At 43.0% G+C, this 17,867-nt stretch carries 18 protein-coding genes; 2 read left to right on the forward strand and 16 right to left on the reverse strand.

Annotated features, from left to right (window positions below; translation table 11 throughout):
- Positions 1–12: 12 nt before the first annotated feature.
- The 5 genes from CFS04_RS09930 to CFS04_RS09950 all read right to left on the reverse strand — a co-directional run bounded on the left by CFS04_RS09930 (position 13) and on the right by CFS04_RS09950 (position 4,575).
- Positions 13–1,488 (reverse strand): acyl-CoA carboxylase subunit beta, encoded by a 1,476-nt coding sequence (locus CFS04_RS09930; RefSeq protein WP_088810540.1) that lies wholly within the window; start codon positions 1,486–1,488, stop codon positions 13–15.
- A 4-nt stretch (positions 1,489–1,492) separates the two neighbouring features.
- On the reverse strand, positions 1,493–2,254 hold the full coding sequence (locus CFS04_RS09935; protein ID WP_088810541.1) for an enoyl-CoA hydratase-related protein: 762 nt from the start codon (positions 2,252–2,254) through the stop codon (positions 1,493–1,495).
- Between the two features lies 1 nt (position 2,255).
- A complete protein-coding gene (locus CFS04_RS09940; protein WP_088810542.1) occupies positions 2,256–2,468 on the reverse strand; it encodes an acetyl-CoA carboxylase biotin carboxyl carrier protein subunit in 213 nt (70 codons plus the stop codon).
- Between the two features lies 1 nt (position 2,469).
- The gene (locus CFS04_RS09945; protein ID WP_088810543.1) at positions 2,470–3,624 is read right to left on the reverse strand and encodes an acyl-CoA dehydrogenase family protein; all 1,155 of its coding nucleotides are present in this window, start codon (positions 3,622–3,624) and stop codon (positions 2,470–2,472) included.
- A gap of 126 nt (positions 3,625–3,750) precedes the next feature.
- Positions 3,751–4,575 (reverse strand): aldo/keto reductase, encoded by an 825-nt coding sequence (locus tag CFS04_RS09950; protein ID WP_088810544.1) that lies wholly within the window; start codon positions 4,573–4,575, stop codon positions 3,751–3,753.
- Between the two features lie 121 nt (positions 4,576–4,696).
- Between CFS04_RS09950 and CFS04_RS09955 the strand changes: the two genes are divergently transcribed.
- Positions 4,697–5,056, forward strand: a complete 360-nt coding sequence (locus tag CFS04_RS09955; protein WP_088810545.1) for a MerR family transcriptional regulator — start codon at positions 4,697–4,699, stop codon at positions 5,054–5,056.
- 10 nt (positions 5,057–5,066) lie between these two features.
- Here CFS04_RS09955 and CFS04_RS09960 read toward each other — a convergent pair whose 3' ends face one another.
- Positions 5,067–5,726 (reverse strand): DUF3153 domain-containing protein, encoded by a 660-nt coding sequence (locus CFS04_RS09960; protein WP_088810546.1) that lies wholly within the window; start codon positions 5,724–5,726, stop codon positions 5,067–5,069.
- A gap of 36 nt (positions 5,727–5,762) precedes the next feature.
- The gene (locus tag CFS04_RS09965; protein WP_088810547.1) at positions 5,763–6,446 is read right to left on the reverse strand and encodes a YjjG family noncanonical pyrimidine nucleotidase; all 684 of its coding nucleotides are present in this window, start codon (positions 6,444–6,446) and stop codon (positions 5,763–5,765) included.
- A gap of 89 nt (positions 6,447–6,535) precedes the next feature.
- On the opposite strand from CFS04_RS09965, the gene yeiL reads away from it, so the two are divergent.
- On the forward strand, positions 6,536–7,189 hold the full coding sequence (gene yeiL / locus CFS04_RS09970; protein ID WP_088810548.1) for a transcriptional regulator YeiL: 654 nt from the start codon (positions 6,536–6,538) through the stop codon (positions 7,187–7,189).
- Between the two features lie 116 nt (positions 7,190–7,305).
- On the opposite strand, the gene CFS04_RS09975 is transcribed toward yeiL, so the two are convergent.
- The 9 genes from CFS04_RS09975 to CFS04_RS10015 form a co-directional block, all read right to left on the reverse strand.
- Complete coding sequence (locus CFS04_RS09975; RefSeq protein ID WP_088810549.1) at positions 7,306–7,869, reverse strand: GNAT family N-acetyltransferase; 564 nt, start codon at positions 7,867–7,869, stop codon at positions 7,306–7,308.
- Positions 7,870–7,978: 109 nt separating this feature from the next.
- Complete coding sequence (cls, locus tag CFS04_RS09980) at positions 7,979–9,496, reverse strand: cardiolipin synthase (protein ID WP_088810550.1); 1,518 nt, start codon at positions 9,494–9,496, stop codon at positions 7,979–7,981.
- A 74-nt stretch (positions 9,497–9,570) separates the two neighbouring features.
- The gene (locus CFS04_RS09985; RefSeq protein WP_088810551.1) at positions 9,571–10,362 is read right to left on the reverse strand and encodes a ChbG/HpnK family deacetylase; all 792 of its coding nucleotides are present in this window, start codon (positions 10,360–10,362) and stop codon (positions 9,571–9,573) included.
- Positions 10,363–10,419: 57 nt separating this feature from the next.
- Complete coding sequence (locus tag CFS04_RS09990) at positions 10,420–11,283, reverse strand: MurR/RpiR family transcriptional regulator (RefSeq protein WP_088810552.1); 864 nt, start codon at positions 11,281–11,283, stop codon at positions 10,420–10,422.
- An 87-nt stretch (positions 11,284–11,370) separates the two neighbouring features.
- Positions 11,371–12,777: a glycoside hydrolase family 125 protein gene (locus tag CFS04_RS09995; protein WP_369821523.1), complete on the reverse strand. Its 1,407-nt coding sequence runs from the start codon at positions 12,775–12,777 to the stop codon at positions 11,371–11,373.
- 13 nt (positions 12,778–12,790) lie between these two features.
- On the reverse strand, positions 12,791–13,657 hold the full coding sequence (locus tag CFS04_RS10000; RefSeq protein ID WP_088810554.1) for an ROK family protein: 867 nt from the start codon (positions 13,655–13,657) through the stop codon (positions 12,791–12,793).
- A gap of 18 nt (positions 13,658–13,675) precedes the next feature.
- Entirely contained in the window at positions 13,676–16,105 is a 2,430-nt protein-coding gene (locus CFS04_RS10005) for a glycoside hydrolase family 38 C-terminal domain-containing protein (RefSeq protein ID WP_088810555.1), read from the reverse strand.
- A gap of 15 nt (positions 16,106–16,120) precedes the next feature.
- Positions 16,121–16,957: a carbohydrate ABC transporter permease gene (locus CFS04_RS10010; protein ID WP_088810556.1), complete on the reverse strand. Its 837-nt coding sequence runs from the start codon at positions 16,955–16,957 to the stop codon at positions 16,121–16,123.
- 2 nt (positions 16,958–16,959) lie between these two features.
- The gene (locus CFS04_RS10015; RefSeq protein WP_088810557.1) at positions 16,960–17,841 is read right to left on the reverse strand and encodes a carbohydrate ABC transporter permease; all 882 of its coding nucleotides are present in this window, start codon (positions 17,839–17,841) and stop codon (positions 16,960–16,962) included.
- Positions 17,842–17,867 lie beyond the last annotated feature (26 nt).

Genomic DNA, 17,867 nt, shown 5'->3' on the forward strand with positions numbered 1-17,867 from the left:
TTTGCGCCACCTCTACATCGGATAAATTTTAAAATGTGCGCTCGTCTCGCGCTTCGATTCGTAAAATGCAAACCTTGAAATAAGCGCTTGTCGCAAGCTTTCTGGTGTCACAATATCGTCCACGACCATCTCGGACGAAAGCTTATACACATCAACATCAGCCTCATATTCCTTTATTTTTTCCTGAATAAAAGGAGCCTTTTCAGCATCCGGAAGCTCCGCTATTTTGCCCGCGTATACCGCATTGACGGCAGCATCTGGGCCCATCACGGCAATTTGCGCTGTCGGAAGTGCCAATGTCGCATCCGGGTTAAAACCAGGGCCTGCCATCGCGTAAAGTCCCGCCCCGTAAGCTTTTCTGACGATGACTGAAATGAGCGGCACGGTGATTTCGCTTACCGCGGCGATCATTTTGGCTCCGTTTCGAATAATGCCTGCCTTTTCAACTTGTGAGCCAATCATAAAACCGGGTACGTCGGCTAAAAAGAGCAATGGAATGCGATACGCGTTACAAATTTGAATGAACTTGGTCGCCTTGTCGGCTGAATCTGGGAACAAAACGCCGCCTTTCACGAGCGACTGATTCGCCACCACCCCAATTGTTTTCCCGTCCAGGCGCGCAAAGCCCGTAATGATTTCCTTGGCGAACAGCGCTTTAATTTCACAAAATGATTCCGCATCAATTAAACCATCAATGACTCGGTACATATTAAGCGGCGCGTTTTCATTTTCGGGAATGACGCCCGTTAGGTCTTTCGCGCTTTCGCGGCCTTCTTTTTCGTATGTTAAATACGATAGGTAGTCGCGTCCAAAGAAAAGCGCTTCTTTTTCAGAAGAAACGAGTACGTCCCCGCAACCAGATACGGTGCAGTGCATGCGTGCGCCGCCCATTTCTTCGAGCGTGACTTTTTCGCCGATGACTTTTTCGGCCATGCGCGGCGAGCCTAGGTACATTGAGGCGTTTTCTTCGACCATGACGACGACATCGCAAAACGCCGGAATATAGGCGCCGCCTGCTGCTGAAGGTCCGAACAGCAAACAAATTTGCGGAATTTTTCCAGCCAACTGCACTTGGTTATAAAAAATCCGCCCAGCTCCGCGTTTTCCCGGGAACATTTCGACTTGGTCAGTAATTCGCGCGCCTGCTGAATCAATTAAGTAAAATAGCGGTATGCTAAGTTTTTCGGCAGTTTCTTGCATTCGAATTATTTTTTCAACCGTTTTTGTCCCCCAAGAACCAGCTTTCACGGTAGAATCATTCGCGATAATCGCTACTTTCCTGCCATCAACTTGACCGAGTCCTGTGACTACACCATCTGCTGGCAAATTGTCCGCCTCGGAATTCGCAAATAAAGCGTCCTCGACAAATTCACTATCCGCATCTAATAAAAGCGCAATGCGTTCGCGGACAAACAATTTTCCTTTCGCTTTCGCCGCCGCATGGTATTTTTCTGCACCGCCAGAGCGGATTTTATCATCTAAATTCACCTGTCTACCTCCCTAAAAATCGCGCCGCCCGCTTCTCACTAAACGCCCGAAGCCCCTCTAATCGGTCCTCCGTGGCAATGAGCGATTTGTACGCTTTTTCTTCTGCTAAAAAGGCCTCTGTCAAGTTCCCAGACACAGCTTTCACAACTTCCTTAGCCCGTTTGACCGCAAGTGGCGCATTGTTTGAGATAGCTTCCGCAATTTGCGTGGCCTCACGCAGCGCATCATCTGAGACGCCTGTCACAAGCCCAATTTGTTTTGCTTCATCTGCCGTAATCCGCTTCGCACTTAAAATCATTTCGAGTGCAGCGGCTTCGCCAACAATGCGCGTTAAATAGACGGTTCCAAATGCGCCTGGAATGACGCCTAAACTCGTTTCAGTTAAGCCTAATTGGGCCGAAACATGCGCCACCCGAATATCACAAGCAAGTGCGAGTTCGAGTCCGCCGCCAAATGCCACGCCGTTAATCGCTGCAATTGTGGGAATTTCAAGTTCGGATACACGCTGGACGAGGGAACGGATACGCGCAACAGCCGGCCACACTTCGTCTTCTGTGAGCTTCTTTCGCTCTTTTAAATCGGCGCCCGCTGAAAAAGCCTTCGCACCTGAACCCGTTATGATTAACACGCGTGCCTCACCTAAATCATTTAATGCCGCTTCAAACGTTTCGAGTAGCTCGTTTGAAAATGCGTTCGCTGCTTCAGGCCGGTTGATTTTAAACAATAAAATATGTTTTGACGGGCGTTCGATTTGAATGAGCGCCATCTTAATCAAGCATTCCGATATCGTCGTTTTCGTTTACAAAATCCCCCGCCGCAACGGACCATTCAATCAGCTTTCCTGTGTTCGGTGCCTCAACTGGAATAAGCATTTTCATCGACTCGATTTGAGCAATTGTTTCGCCTTTTGTCACATCGTCTCCCGCGTGTTTTTCAAAACTATGAAGTGTGCCTGTAATCGTTGCTTTAATTTCTTCCATTTTATTTCGCTCCTTCTTTTAAAAGTTGTCGTGCAATGACGAGGCGCTGAATTTCAGACGTGCCCTCGCCAATTTCTAAAATTTTTGCATCACGCAACAGCCGTTCAACGCCAGCATCGCGCATATAACCTGTGCCGCCTAAAATTTGCAGCGCCCGGTTTGCATTTCTTGTCGCCGTTTCCGAAGCAAATACTTTCGCGTAGGCCGCTTCTTTAATAAAAACTGCACCAGAATCTTTTAGGAAACTCGCTTTTTGAACGAGCAGCCGCGCCGCTTCTGTCTCAACCGCCATGTCTGCAAGTTTAAATTGGACGGACTCAAACTGCGAAATCGGTCCACCAAATTGTTCGCGCACCTGCGCATGATGAATCGCTTTGTCATAAGCTTCTTGTGCCAGCCCAACGGAAATCGCCGCAATTGAAATTCGCCCGCCATTTAAAACGTTTAAAAGTTGTTTCATTCCAGCGTTTTTATCCCCCAAAAGGTTTTCTTTAGGCACTTTCACGTTTTCAAAGCGAATTTCGCCCGTATCGGAAGCGCGCACGCCCATCTTGTCATACGGCCGCCTCACCGTAATCCCCGGCAAATCCATCGGTACAATGAGTGAAGAAATAATTTTCCCGCCATCTTCTTTATACCCCGTAATCGCCGCAATCGTCACAACCGCCGCGTAGCTCGCATTCGTAATCCACTGCTTCGTGCCATTCACGACAAAATAGTCGCCCGAGAGCTCCGCCGTTGTTTCCACTCCTGCCGCATCAGATCCCGCATTTTTTTCGGTTAAACCGAAGGCCGCAAGCTCGCGTCCTTCTGCAAGTGGGCGCAAAAATTTTGTTTTTTGTTCGGCCGTGCCGTACATCGCAATCGGCGCCGTCCCAATTGAAACCGTCGCCACATAACTAAGCGCAACCCCGAGGCTTGCTCTAGCAATCTCTTCTGCCACCGTCATATAAGCAAGCGTCCCTAGCTCCCGCCCGCCGTATTCTTTTGCAAATGGCAAGCCAAGATAGCCTTTCTCGCCCATTTTTTGAAAAAGTTCGCGACTGAAATAGGCTCCCTCGTCCCATTCAGAAGCAAACGGTCGTATATATGTATCCGCAAATTGACGCGCATCTTCTTTTAATTGTGTAAGTTCAGTAGAAAGTTTGAAGTCCATTGGTTTTACCTCCTTGTAAACTTGAAATAAGGTTCTATTCTATGATAATCATTCCCAATTACAAAAGCAATTTTGGGGATTGACAAGAAAAAAACACGCCGAATGTGGCGTGTCATAAAAAACGATTTAAAAATTAAAATTATCTGGATCTGGACCCGTACGTTCATCTTGGTTTAACGCATCTACTGCTTGCATGTCTTCTTTTGTCAACTCGAAATCAAACACATCTGCGTTTTCTACAATACGTTCTTTGTGCACCGATTTTGGAATGGTTACGATGCCGTGCTGTAAATCCCAGCGAATGATGACTTGTGCCACGGATTTGCCGTATTTTTCAGCGATTTTTTTGATTTCTGAGTTGCTTAAGATTTTTCCGCTGCCAAGTGGGGACCAAGCTTCTACTACGATATTCTTTTCGGCACAGAAGTCGCGAAGTGGTTTTTGAGAAAGAAGCGGGTGGAGTTCAATTTGGTTAACCATTGGCACAACTTCGGCCGTTTCAAGAAGCGTTTCTAAATGATGTTCATGGAAATTGCACACCCCAATTGCGCGGACTTTTCCGTCTTTATAGAGCTTTTCAAACGCGCGCCAAGTGTCATTAAACTTGCCTTCTACCGGCCAGTGAATCAAATATAAATCCACATAATCAAGACCCAGTTTTTGAAGGCTCGTTTCAAACGCAGCAAGTGTCGTTTCGTAACCTTGATCCGCATTCCAAAGTTTCGTCGTCACAAATAAATCCTCACGCCGCACGCCAGACTCACGAATTGCTTGACCAACGCCTTCCTCATTTCGGTATGCCGCTGCCGTATCAATACTCATGTAGCCAGCTTCAATCGCCCACTTCACAGAATTCACAGCTTCCGCCCCGTCTTTCACTTGCCAAACACCAAAGCCAAGACGCGGCATTTCCACACCGTTCGCTAGTTTTACAGTATCTTTTAAGCTCATAAATTTAGCCTCCTAAAATCAAATTCAACTTCATCTTACACCTTCGAGTATACTTTAAGGCAAATATTTAGCAAAAAAATTTTTCACGTGCTATTCTTTTAGTAAAAAAAGGAGTCCTCCCATGTCCCTTTCCATAAAAGAAGCGTCCGAGCAAGTCGGACTATCCGCTCATACCATTCGCTACTACGAGAGTGTCGGGCTAATCCCGTTTTTACTTCGCGATGAAAACAATAATCGCGTCTTCGATGAGGAAGCCTTGCACTGGCTAGACCTGCTTGTTTGCTTACGCCGAACTGGCATGCCGCTTGCTAAACAAAAAGAAATCGTAGAACTCACAAAAAAAGGCAACTACACCGTCCAAGACCGCATCAACGTTTTAAAAGAACACCGCAAAGAACTTGAAAAGAAACAACAAGAACTCGATCTCGCCTTTCAAAAAATCGAAGCCAAACTCGCGTGCTATGAGGATATGCAACAATAAAAACGGAAAATCAGTTGATTTTCCGTTTTTTACGTCTTTTAATAAGTAGTACAATCCCAACAATTAGCAGGATAAAAACAATTCCCGCCGTAATCGCAATGTTTTTTACGTTTGGAATCTCAATTTCAAAATAAAGCTGATTTTTTTGTTCTAATGGAATGTGCCACGTGAGCTTCCCGCCGTCTTTCTCGTCCGCATTGTTTGCGCCAATCGTATCAATTGGGAAATCCAAAACAAGCGTGTAGTCAACTTGCGATAAAAGCGCTGTCGGCACCTTCTCACCTAATTGTTGCTCCTTCAAAATTTTAGGGATATCCAGTGTGGCATCTAAACGAATTTTTTTCATGAAAAAGCCATCTGTTTCCTGAAATTTCACACCGTATTTTTTGGCTTCCGCTTTAAAATCTACTTTTTTAGCCGATTTTTCAATTTTTTTATGGATAGAAAACTGATTTTGCGACGGCTTCTTAATGGTAAATCCCGCATCTTCAAGCTTCGGTGTCAGCTCCTTAATTGCCGGCCCCGCAAGAAGCCCCGCTGTTGCACCAAGCGTTACATCAAAATTCAAATCAGCCGTTCCGTCTTTATTCACTTTCACTGTATTCACAACATCGGCACAGCCCGTAAGAAGGAGCGCCGTGCTCATAAGTATTATTAGCAATCGTAACATGTCTAACCTCCGCCTTTAGCTTACCACGGTTTCCAGCTAACTTAAAACATTTAGCAACTCAGAAAGTGAATGAATTTCGTAAGTTGGCGTAGTTTCCGCGTCAAACGCCGCGCCGTGCGGGTTAAACCAACAACTATCAATGCCCGAAACATGTGCACCGCGAATATCAGAGCTTAGCGAATCGCCAATTAGGAGCGTTTTCTTTTTATCAAAAGCAGGAATGCGCGCAAAACAGTAATCAAAAAACTCAAGCATTGGCTTCTGATAGCCCGTGTCCTCGGAGACAAAGATTTTTTGGAAGAAAATATCTAGGCCAGAATCGCGCAACCTCCGGTACTGCGTTTTCGATACACCGTTTGTCACGACATAAAGCGCGTAATCGGGCGCTAACTGGGCAATTAATTCAGCGGCGCCCGCAATTTGTTCGTGCCCTTCCTCTAAAAAACCGCGATATTTTGCCTCAAGCAGAATCCCGTCAACCGACTTATTTTGTGTCGCGAAAAGTTTAGCAAAACGCGTCTGAATCACCTCATCGCGTGAAATCTCCCCGCGTTCAAAAGCCTTCCAAAGCGCCTCGTTTATTTCCTTGTAGACCAAAGTTAGCTCCTTCGCGTCTGAAACGCCTTCACTTTCAAACAGTTTCACAAGCGCATCATCTTCCGCCTTTTTAAAATCTAATAATGTATCATCTACATCAAAAAGCAACGTATCATAACGCATTTTACTCCCCCATCTCTTTTTTTAGCATCTTATCATAGTTTTCAGTATAATAATAGGAGAAATCTCACATTAAAAACGAGGAATTGACCATGAAAAAAATAACAAAGCCCCACCAAATTTCAGAAGCTATTAAAAAAAGCGAGCTAGAGGCCAGCTTCCCAGACGAAATGTTTGCCAAATTGGAACTTTACACTGTGAAAAAAAACGAGTTTATCGTGAATCAATCGAATCCCCCAGAAAAACTTTTTCTCCTTGTTTCAGGCAAAGCAAAAATTAAAATGACTCTAGAAAACGGCAAAGTCTCCCTTGTTGATTTTATTTCCGCCCCGTCCTATATTGGCGAACTCACGCTTTTAGGCGTCGAAGAAACTCCAAAAGACGTCATCGCCCACACAAATTGCGCCCTGCTCGCACTTCCTCTGAAGGAAAATCAAGCGCCACTACTCGAAAATCCCACCTTCATGAAAAACTTGGCGATTTTTTTAGGCAAAAAAGCTTTGCATCGCACAGAAACATTGACCGAAAGCTTAAATCTCCCATTTTCAACACGTTTAGCACGTTTTATTTTACTCACCGAAGAAAACGGCGTATATTATGAAAAACATACGGAAGTTGCCGAGTATTTGCATGTCAGCTATCGCCATTTACTTTATGTGTTACACGATTTGACTCAAAAAGGAATTTTAGAAAAAGTAGGACGCCGCTATAAAATTATAAATCGTGATGCACTCGCTAAATTATAGAAAAAAAGCAAAAACAAATTTTTCATTCGTTTTTGCTTAAATTAGCTTTTCTGTTTTGCCACAAGTTCACCAGATACTTGCGCAAAATTCTATATTAGGATAGGCCGCCTTTCAAATCAAAGCTCTTTTTGCATATGCTCATACTCATGCCCACTCAACATGATTTCACCTGTTGTATGAAAGCCAAGCCGCTCATAAAGCCGTTTAGCCGCAGGGTTTGCTTTATCGCAGTTTAAGCCGATTTTTCGCTCACCGTCCGCCTTAGCAAAATGAGGAAGTTCATTTAAAAGCGCGGTGCCAATCCCCTTACCACGGTAGTCTTCTCTAGTAACGATGGAGTCTAAATACCACTCCCCGCTAAACGTTTCCTTTTCCTTAAAAACAGCCGACTGATCCATTAAACCGTGTTTCTTCGCAAGTTCCGACCACACATGATCAATAAAAGGCTCCTTTTCGCTTGGATAACCCGCCACAACACCTGCAATAACGCCATTATCGTCATAAACGTGCAGATGATTGAAACCGTAGCGATAGTCAGGCACACAAATCGCTTCTTCCAGTGTTTCGATGATTTTCGCCTCTTTTTCTTTTTGTAAAAGGGGAAGTTCCATGTCTTGCCATATCGTAAATAAAAGCGGCGCCACCTTCTTAGCGTCCCCCGGTTTTGCATTGCGTATCATAAATATCATAACCTCCAAAACTAATTACCGTTAGGTCAATAATAACATAATTATGTTGCAATCGCCATAAAAATAACTCGGCAAAATTAAATTTCGCCGAGTTTCCTGCTTATAAAATAGGTGAAAGTAGACTAGAAAGGTTTTCCTTCATTTTCACATACCAAGATTTCTTCCTAATATCTTCCATTGTGTAAAGCTTGCTCACTTCAAAATCCGCTTCAAAATCGCGCTCCATTTTCACAATTGCTTGGTCTCTTTCATAGAGGAATACCATCAATTCATGATTCAGACGGAAACTACGAATATCAAAGTTCGCCGTACCAACAGCAGCACGCTCACCGTCAATTAAAAGTAGCTTCGCGTGTACGAAAGAATCATCGCGGTACGCATACACTTTCGCACCCGCCTCAAGCATCGTTTCAATGTTGGAGTTACTACCGTGGAACGAAATCCCCCTGTCGCCTTTCCCCGGTAAAATGATGCGCACATCAATTCCGCTAAGCGCGACGCGGCGAATAACAGCAAGTGACTCCTCGTCTGGCACAAAATACGGTGAAGTAATCCACACTGATTCTTGCGCGGAATCAATTAGGTCAAGCATAGCATCACGCACGTATTTCTCCTTATCATACGGACCTCCGTAGACGACTTGCGCCCACTCATTCCCAACAGGTTTGGGTGAAAAATATTGGTCGATTCCGGCTTCACTAATAAATAAATCTGCCGAACCCGCTTTATTTTCCATATATACCCAGTCCACAAGAAACGACTCCTGAAGCTCAATAACGGCCATGCCTTCAATTTGAATATGTGTGTCGCGCCAAACGGCAAAATCAGGCGTATTGCTGCGATATTCTTCACCGATATTCAAGCCTCCCGTAAAGCCGATTTGACCATCAATCACAATGATTTTCCGGTGATTTCTTAAATTGGCTGTTCTCGCTATCCAAATCGAACGAATCGGATCAAAGGCATGAATATGAATGCCGACTTCCCGCATCGGTTCTAAAAATTGCTCACTTAGTTTTGCAGTCCCCCAAGCATCATACATAAAGCGCACTTCAACGCCCGCTTTCGCTCGTTCGATTAAAATGTCACGAATTTCCGTGCCAATCTCGTCCGACTTGTAAATATAATATTGAATATGAATATGATTTTCCGCTTGCTTAAGCGCCTGAATAATTGCCGGAAACGTTTCTTCACCATTGGTTAAAAGTGTCAATTTATTCCCATTCACAGGATTAATTTCCGTCAAATGTTGAATTCGCTTAGACAATCGCGGTGGTTTTTTCCCATCTTCATGTGGCGGCAACTGATGAATTGTATCCGCAATTTTATGCATTTCATTCGTTTGATTATGGTGAAAAATGCGGTTTTGCGGATTTCTTCCAAAAAATAAATACAAGAATACACCAAAAACTGGCAAGACAAAAACAGCCGCCATCCAAGCCACTTTTGATGTCGTGTTTCGTTTATCCCAAAACAAAAGTCGAATAACAATGACCACACCACCAAGTTCAACGATGAATCCTGCCGTGTATAAAATCACTTCCGACCATTGTTTTAAAACAATACCAACAAATAGTACTAACGCAATAAGAATAAGTAATTGAACTCTTTTTTTCATCTGTTTGCCCCTTTTTCAGCTTAATGTTATTAGTATACACTCTATGCCCTTTTTATGCGTGCATAAATCCTTTTTTAAAAACTATTTTTTAAGTCTAAAAAGGAAATCAACTCGATTTTGTTAGCCGTGAACCATGCCTTAACTCGCGGGTCGCAAATTGTGGCCAGCTCCTTACACCGAAGTAGCGTATAAGATGAATTCTCAATCACAAATTGATCCAAATACCCAACATCAAAATGCATTTCAGCAATGTCGTCCTGACCTAGCTCCAGCAAATTAAAATCATCGTTTAAAAAATTTTCAACCGAAACGCCCTCTTGAATGTATGACAAAGCGCCTGATTCCAAAAGCTTCGTAATTTCAGCATAGCGCGGATGTTTTGGCCACTTCTTGTCTCCGCTATATTTCAAAGTAACGTGCACATCATACTCTAAGCTTAAATCATAGAATACTTGATCGACCACTTCATCGCCAATAGAGTGGCAATCCATATGTTTCGGATAGTCGCCCGTAAGTTCTTTAAAACGCTCCATTTGCGCAAGCGTTTCCGTTCTTACATCATCATAGCAAAACGAAAAGTCCGCCTTTGCCCGGTAATACGCCGAACGATGAAATTCCCCATTACCGTCCACGAGCGAAGGAATTTTTTCAGGATTTGAACACGGCTTCCCAAGCAAAAAATTGGTATGCTGTCCAACAAATAAATCGGGATGCTTTTTTGCTAAAGCAATTGCATGCGGAGCTGCTTCTAGGTTTGGCATAAGCAAAGTCGACGTCGTAATTCCGTCAGTAAAACTTTTAATAATGCCATGATTAATTGCTTCTGACATGCCAAAATCGTCAGCATCCAAAATAACTTTTACCAAAATTTCACAACCTTTCACTCGTCTTAAAAACGCATATTTTTTTACTTTTTTATTGTATCATAGGTTGCCATTTCTTTTTTTAAAATAGGGTCTTGTTTTCGATATTTTAGGCGCAATTGTTTCATCATAGGTACTCGCGTATACCGAATAAATAATATCCATGACGTGTAGCATTTCAATGCGTGAAGCCGCTGCCACGTAACCTTCTGGATGTTCAATTTGCGCCACGGAAATGTTGCAATCCGCGACTTGCGTCAAACGGTTGTCACCTTCTGCTGTAAAAGAAATCGTCCGTGCCCCAAGCTGCTTGGCAATTTCAAGTGCTGTGATAACTTCTTTCGTTTCGCCGCTATAAGAAACGCCCACCGCCACACATCCAATATCCGATTGTTGAGCTTGCGAAATTTGCAAATGTGAATCCGCAAAAGCACTCGTATTTTTTCCCGAACGCAAAAATCGGTAAGAGAAATCTTGCGCCACTAAATTGGAAACCCCACAACCATAAAAATCAATGCGTTCGGCCTCAAATAAAATTTTCGAAAGGTCCATCACAAGTTCCGAGTCTAAAAATTGGACACTTTTAATCATCCCATTAATGGTTAGGTTTGTAATAACTTCCCCAATTTCAATCGCCGCTTTATTAGGATAAATATAACCGCGGTTGTACACTTCTTGCTTTTCAAAAAACCATTTATGTAAGTTTAAAACGAGATCCTGCTTGAAATCTGTGTACCCTTTGTAGCCCAGTTTCTTACACATACGTACAATTGTAGCCGGACTCGTATAACATTCATTCGCTAATTGTGTAATATGCATCGTTTTAACAGCTTCTGCATTTGTCACAATATATTTGGCAATGTCTTGATAAGAACTCATCGATTGCTTCGCTAACGCTTGTAATTGTACGATACCTGATTTCACAATAAAAACCTCTTTTCCTCGATATACTCCATTATACAACAATATCTCCGCGACTATTTCAAAATAATCACGGAGATATATAAACCTCTATATACTTAACTTCCCACTTTCTTTTAAAATAAACTCACAAAAAATGGAATTTGACCAGGAAAACCATTCTCGCGTGTAAACGTTTGGATTATTTGCGAGGAAGCCTTCATGCGTTAAGTCAGTACCCGCATCTGTCGTTTCAAATAAGCGAAGTAGTTCCTTACATTCTTCTTTATCCGTTGATGTTAAGCCTTGAATCGCAAGACCCATGTGCCAAACATAACCAGCAGGCGTATGCGGACTTCCTAAGCCTTTTGCGGCAGTTCCTTCAAAATAATAACGATTATCCGTCGATAAACTAAAACGACGTGTATTTTGATAAACCGTATCATGTGTCCCGCAATATTTAATATAAGGTAGCGATAGCAAACTTGGCACGCCCGTATCGTCCATACAATTGTAATTGCCTAATCCGTCCACCTCATACGCATATATGTCCCCGTACTTCGGATGATTCACAATTCCGTATTTCAAAATCCCCGCCTGAACTTCCTCGCGTAACGCCGCAATTTCCGCAAGGAGCGCCTCCTCATTTGCGTATAAAGCACTCAAGATTTCCTGTAAATAGCCAAGAATCACGACCGCAAACATGTTTGCTGGAATTAAATAGCCGTACTCACAAGCATCATCACTCGGACGAAAAGCGGACCAAATCATGCCTGTATAGCAAGTTTCCCTGCCGCGCCCTTCATTTGGCAAGCTATCTTGTTCAATGCCGTTATCACGCACAAAAAAGTATTCCGATTTTTCCGCGTGGTGCTGTTCTTTACGAAACACTTGAACTAACTGTTTAACCGCCTGTAAAAAATCATTATCAAAGATATCATTTCGTTTCGTCTTTTTCCAGTAAAAGTACGCCAGTTCAACCGGGAAACAAAGGGAATCTAATTCATACTTTCGCTCCCAGCTCCACGGATTTTTCCTTTCGCTTTTATCAATCGCACTCCAACAATTCCCGTCCGCAGAAAAATTGAAAGCATTCGTGTATGGGTCAATCAAGATATAACGAAATTGCTGGCGAATAACTGCTCCAATCACGTCATACAATTTTCCACTTGGGTCATCTAAATTCAAGAAGACACGCAATTGGCCGCCCGAATCCCGCAACCACATCGCCGGAATGTCGCCCGTAAACAAGAACGCAGAGTCATCTTGTTTTTGCACTAACGTCGTTGTAATCGTATTTAACATACACTTCCGAAACATGCGCTGCAACTTCTCGGATAACGGATTGTTTTCAAGAACTTGTGTCACCATGTTATCAATAATTTTCGCGAGCTCCGAATTATCTCTAGCCGCTTGTTTGGCAATATCATCTGTAATTTTCCGTAATCGAAAATACGTTTCATCGCCCATAAATTCAATATCTTGACTCGTTTCATTTAACACATCTTCATTTTTCATTTTCTCATTCCCTTCATGTAACAAGCATTGCCGCCCCGTAAAGTCCCGCATCTTCCCCCAAAGAAGCGACCTTTATATTTATTTTGTCTTGCATCGATTGGTAAACTTGCGCCCTAACAGCCTCCGTCACTCGTTCAACTAGCCACGGGTTATGAAGAATAACTGCCCCGCCAAGAACAAAAACTTCAGGATCAATCACTTGAATAATCGATGTAATCGCCGCCGCGAAATGATGCACCCACCTATCCACCACTTGATTCGCCTCTGGATTATTGTTCTCGGAAAAGCGCAACAAATCTGCCGCCGTTTTACTAGTCCCAAATAACTGTTTACTTTCTCGTAGTAATGCCGTGCCGCTACAAACCGACTCCAATGTCGCTTGCTCATCACTCACATTCACAATCATATTGCCAACTTCCGATGCGTGCTCGTGCCCGCCAGCAAAGACTTCGCCCTGATAAACGAAGCCCCCGCCAACACCCGTGCTCACCGTTATAAATTGCACGCTCCCGTACCCAAGACCTGCGCCCACTTTCGCTTCCGCAAGTGCTGCCACTTTTGCATCATTCATGAGAAAAACGGGTTTTCCCACATGGTCCGAAAGTTCATCTTTAAGATGGAAACCGTTCCAACCCGGTAAATTTGGTGCATCAAGAATAATTCCCGCTTGCGCATCTAACGGCCCCGGCGCACCAATGCCAATCCCAACAGCCAATTGTTTCGGATCAACAAGCCGAACCAGCTCCACTAATTTTATAAGCGCTTGCTTGGCACCAAGTTCCGCTTCTGTTTTCATTTCCAAGCGCGCAACTAGCACGTTAGCATCAAATAATCCCGCGCGCATATTTGTCGCCCCAATGTCGATACCAATTCGATACATTACGCTCGCACTCCTATTCTAAATGTACATCGATAAAAATCCTTGATTGTAAGCTTTGCACGTTTCAATTGCAGGCGCTGCCTCATTCGTTTCCAGCGTAGCAATTGTGTAGCGGAATTCGTAAAAGCCAGCTAAATCTACTTTAAAATTGGTTTCCCAAAAATTGTTCATTGCCCAAACGTAAAGTGGCTCACCATTATTTGTTGTTTCACTTTGGCCAGACAATTCAATCAAGTGATGTTCCAGATTGCCGAGCACAAGAAGTGGTGTATCTTTGACCGCCAAAACAAGCGATTTATTTTCCCCCACGTATGCCGCTCCTTCTTGCACTAAATAAAACTCTTGATTCGTTTGCGGTAGCTGATCAATACCAGGCCGCATCAAGCAACCCGTTTTATCCAAATAAAGCTCTTCGCTCTCACCTGTTGTAAAAGGGAACGAGATGTATAAGTTTTCTGGGTCCCAAACACTGTCTTTGTGCAAGCGTAGCGTAACATCAATTTTTGGTGAATCGCGGTACACTTTTAGATGAATTTCATACATTTGCGTGCCGACCAAATTGTATGTGAATACGACTGTCGCACTCACATCGCCGGCTTCAGTAATTTGAATGTTGCTTAACTCTGACACGTAACGCTTTGTTCCCACTTTTTTTCGGTTCCGTCCCATTGTATGGCGAACTTCCCAAGCATCTGGTTTTGTTTCTGTACGCTCGTATATCCCAACAAACGGCGCATGAACTAAATTCTCTCTGAGTAAAGAACTTCCGTCGCGCTTGTCTACTAGCGAAACAATTCCTTTTGTTTCATCAAAAGTCATGGCATAATAATTTGTTTCAAGCTGATGCTCATTTACTCTTAGGCCCGATTGAAAGCCATCATAGACCACATCTTTAATTTTATCGACAGCTAAATAGCGATAATTTTCTTTTTGCAATTCTTTTTTAGGGCGAATGCGTAAAATGCGTTCTTCAAAGGCTTCTAACGCAAGGACTACTTCTATTTCTTTTGCGCGCGCAATTTCTCGAATCTGCGTAGGTAACACTTGCCCCGTTTTTTCATCGACAACTTCCATATTTTGGAGTAACAGGTCGACTCCGACTCCTTCAACATCTTCCCAGTGCTCAATATACAAACATACGCTATCTGTCCGCGCTATACCAAGTGGATTAATGACTTTAAATAGCTTCTCGCGGTCTGGACGAATTGTCACTTCTCCTTTTTCGGCTAAAATTTCATCTAATTTGAGCGACGCTAATTGGTTGGCGCGAATTGCATAAGCTGATTTTCTGAAATCTAAATCGTTTACTAATGTTTCCCACGGCTCGGTCACAGAAGAAGAATACCCCCATGTGTGTTCCGCGTATAAAGCGAGTTCATATTCGACTTCGTCCATGTATGCTTTATTTTCGATTGTTAATTCAGGCGATAACTGTTTCCCAATATGATATTTACGCTGCGCATCTTTATAATGTTTGACAACCGCAGGGGTTGAACCTATGCCGTCCGCCCACCAGTCGTTCCAGTCACCGCGGTAAACAGGCAGTTCATTTATTTGTTCACGCAGAATTTCAAAAAAGTGATTGAGCGTAATCATTTCAATTTGAATTTCATCGCCGTGCAAATCGTTCCAAGCTTTTACTCGCTCTAAAATCTGACCGTTTGGCGCTCCGTTATCGGTACTCATACCAGAAATCATAATAGGAACGAAATCGTATTCATATTCAGCATCGCTATCCAAGTTCGCAATGTAATTAAAAATGCGTTCTTCGGCAATTTTGAAGTCAGCTACTGCTGCTTTTTCATTAAAGCGGTCTTCTAGTAAGTAAGTGATGCCGTGATTCGGCACGAGGCAAAGTTCATTTCCCATATGGTAATGGTCGGATACCCATGCGAGAACCCGTTCGCCGCTCGGGCCTTCCCACCAAAAACCGTTATGCTTTCTGCCAAGCGGGAACATGCCGTGGTGCGTGTGAATGCAGGCGAATAAATTTTCAATCCCGTTATGTGCTAAGGCGTCCGCATAGCCCCATGCGTAGCCATTAATGTCGGCCGTCATCGCAGAGTCTAGCGGTACGGCTAAACGATCTGCATAGCTTCGTCCCTTTGCGAGCGTATGATTTAAGACATCATTATCTACTAATTCTGTCATGTTTAAATAGTTTAGCGAAATGTCAATCAGCCCAGCTTGAACGTAACGCTCGAAACTCGCAATATTTTCCGGACTGCTATTCGCTAGGAAATTTTCCACTTGCCAGTAGTTTTCACATACCCAACGGAATCCCTCCCACTCGGGGCGTTTGCCGTCTTCAATCTCTTTTAAAATATCAATTGCTTGTTGGATAAAATCAACATGATATCGTTTTAGCTTCTCCTGCCGCTCTGTGTAGCCAATATCCGTGTGCGAATGGTGCAACAAATACAACTTCCATTTTTTTGATAACGTCATTTTCCTTAACACTCCTTATTTTGTAGTCACAATAAAACCTTTTTCTAAATTTCGATGTGATAAAACAAATAAAATGATGGTTGGAATCGAAACGATAATGGCTGCGAGTAAAATTGGTGGCACCTTTTGTATGGTCGAGCCGCCAAGCAGCGATACTGCCGCCATAACAGGTCGCGCCGTTTCTGATTTCGTCAAGGTCATCCCAAACAGCAAGTCGCTCCAAATCCATGTGAATTGGAATAAAAATACAGCCGCAAGCGGTGCACGAGCCATTGGCATATAAATTTTTCTAAAAATGTAAAAATCAGATGCACCGTCAATTCGAGCGCTCTCAAGCATTTCTTTAGATACGCCCATCAAGAAGTTCCGCAAAACAAACACGCTAAACGGAATAATGAGCGCAGCATAAATTAAAATCATGCCCGTCCGCGTATCATATAAACCTACTTTATTATAGGCTTTAAAAATCGGAATTAAATAAACTTGGAATGGAAAAATTGTTCCGCTGTAAATGACAAAAAACCACAGCAAACCGTGCTTAATTTTCAGCGTTTCAATCGCGTAAGCAGCTAGAGCCGCCATCAAAATCCCAAGTCCCCCACCAAGCATACCGTAAATCATACTGTTGATAAAGCCAGATCCAAGCTGAATTTGTTGCGTTAAATATTCCCAGTTTTCAGCCACAGAAAATGACTGCGGCAAGTCCCAAAAATTCCCCACACTATACTCAGTCGAACTTTTTACCGCATTCACAATCACATAAAGAAATGGAAAAATCCAAATGATCGCCAGTAAAATAAGAATGATATTAATGACCCATCGCCCGACTCCTGAACCTTTTGCATTTACCATTCTTAATTCCCTCCTTCTTTCGTGAATGTTTTTCTTAAGTAGAAAATGGAAATGATTAGAATAATCACTGATAACATAATGGCGATAGCCGAACCCATGCCCAAATGATTATTTGAGAACGATTCTTTATACATAGTTACCGCTAACGTTTCCGAAGTCCGGTACGGCCCACCACCAGTCATAATCCAAATACTATCAAACGTTTTAAAACTATTCACAAGCGACATCAACACAACAACCACAATCGTTGGTTTTAATAAAGGCAAAATTATTTTCGTGTATAAGCCAAGTCCCGAAGCGCCTTCGATTTTGGCCGCCTCAATTGGTTCCGTTGGCATGTTAACTAAGCCAATAATAAAAAGCAGCATGTTCATACCAATTCCTTGCCAAATTCCAGCTACTATCATCACGCCCGTATTCACATAAGGAATATTCAACCAGTTTTTATCCAAATTTTCGAATCCCAGCATCCCAAGTAGTTGCGGCAGGCCGTACATCGACAATAAACTCGTCATGATGAGGCCAACGATAACGCCTGAAACGGCATTCGGAAAATAAAACAAGTTTTTAAATATCGTTGAAAAAGAACTTTTCGTGATTGCAATGGCAAAAAGAAGTGGTAATACTACAGGAATGATGAGCCCTGCAGCAACCCAAACTAAGGTATTAATACAAGATAATAGGAAATTTTTATCTTGAAAAACGGCAATATAATTGCTAAAGCCTACAAATTCGAAACTGCCTAAGCCGCTCCAATTTGTGAAACTAATAAACAACGTAAAAATAATTGATAAAATACAAAAGCAAAATACGAAAATGACTGCCGGCGCAATGTATAAATATGTCTTCAGCTCTCGGCGTTTTGGCCTTGCTTCTAGACTCATAAGAAACCACACCCTTCTAGTAAAAT

The organism is Listeria sp. ILCC796 (genome assembly GCF_900186175.1).
Classification (GTDB): Bacteria; Bacillota; Bacilli; order Lactobacillales; family Listeriaceae; genus Listeria; species Listeria goaensis.

What these genes read in the sequence shown, in the direction of transcription:
- CFS04_RS09935 (WP_088810541.1), bottom strand. Translation starts at nt 2,254, where the DNA reads ATGGCGCTCATTCAAATCGAACGCCCGTCAAAACATATTTTATTGTTT.
- CFS04_RS10000 (WP_088810554.1), bottom strand. Translation starts at nt 13,657, where the DNA reads ATGTATCGAATTGGTATCGACATTGGGGCGACAAATATGCGCGCGGGA.
- CFS04_RS10005 (WP_088810555.1), bottom strand. Translation starts at nt 16,105, where the DNA reads ATGACGTTATCAAAAAAATGGAAGTTGTATTTGTTGCACCATTCGCAC.
- CFS04_RS09965 (WP_088810547.1), bottom strand. Translation starts at nt 6,446, where the DNA reads ATGCGTTATGATACGTTGCTTTTTGATGTAGATGATACATTATTAGAT.
- CFS04_RS09995 (WP_369821523.1), bottom strand. Translation starts at nt 12,777, where the DNA reads ATGAAAAATGAAGATGTGTTAAATGAAACGAGTCAAGATATTGAATTT.
- CFS04_RS10010 (WP_088810556.1), bottom strand. Translation starts at nt 16,957, where the DNA reads ATGGTAAATGCAAAAGGTTCAGGAGTCGGGCGATGGGTCATTAATATC.
- CFS04_RS09955 (WP_088810545.1), top strand. Translation starts at nt 4,697, where the DNA reads ATGTCCCTTTCCATAAAAGAAGCGTCCGAGCAAGTCGGACTATCCGCT.
- CFS04_RS10015 (WP_088810557.1), bottom strand. Translation starts at nt 17,841, where the DNA reads ATGAGTCTAGAAGCAAGGCCAAAACGCCGAGAGCTGAAGACATATTTA.
- CFS04_RS09960 (WP_088810546.1), bottom strand. Translation starts at nt 5,726, where the DNA reads ATGTTACGATTGCTAATAATACTTATGAGCACGGCGCTCCTTCTTACG.
- CFS04_RS09940 (WP_088810542.1), bottom strand. Translation starts at nt 2,468, where the DNA reads ATGGAAGAAATTAAAGCAACGATTACAGGCACACTTCATAGTTTTGAA.
- CFS04_RS09950 (WP_088810544.1), bottom strand. Translation starts at nt 4,575, where the DNA reads ATGAGCTTAAAAGATACTGTAAAACTAGCGAACGGTGTGGAAATGCCG.
- CFS04_RS09975 (WP_088810549.1), bottom strand. Translation starts at nt 7,869, where the DNA reads ATGATACGCAATGCAAAACCGGGGGACGCTAAGAAGGTGGCGCCGCTT.
- CFS04_RS09945 (WP_088810543.1), bottom strand. Translation starts at nt 3,624, where the DNA reads ATGGACTTCAAACTTTCTACTGAACTTACACAATTAAAAGAAGATGCG.
- yeiL (WP_088810548.1), top strand. Translation starts at nt 6,536, where the DNA reads ATGAAAAAAATAACAAAGCCCCACCAAATTTCAGAAGCTATTAAAAAA.
- cls (WP_088810550.1), bottom strand. Translation starts at nt 9,496, where the DNA reads ATGAAAAAAAGAGTTCAATTACTTATTCTTATTGCGTTAGTACTATTT.